At 49.8% G+C, this 307-nt stretch carries 1 protein-coding gene; it reads left to right on the forward strand.

The window, feature by feature from the left end; all coding sequences use genetic code 11:
• On the forward strand, positions 1 to 307 hold a 307-nt coding region (locus tag LI164_RS16515; RefSeq protein ID WP_227087388.1), incomplete at both ends, for a recombinase family protein.

Genomic DNA, 307 nt, shown 5'->3' on the forward strand with positions numbered 1-307 from the left:
ATCTTCTGATCGACCCGGAAACACGCTGGATTGTAGAGAAGATTTTTGACCTTGCTGTACACGGGCGTGGAGCCGCCAGCATTACACGGATTCTGGTGGAGGAAAAAGTACCTACCCCCGGCTGGCTGAACTATGAAAGATACGGGACTTTCGCCAATATCTACGCCGGTGCGCCCGCAGAAAAAGCCTATGCGTGGACGATAGCACAGGTCAAGAGCATTTTGAAAGAGGAAACCTACATCGGTCACAGCATTCACAACAAGCAGAGCAACATTTCATTCAAGAACAAGAAAAAGGTGCGGAAGCC

It is taken from the genome of Dorea sp. 210702-DFI.3.125, from assembly GCF_020560945.1.
Taxonomy (GTDB): domain Bacteria; phylum Bacillota; class Clostridia; order Lachnospirales; family Lachnospiraceae; genus Dorea; species Dorea formicigenerans.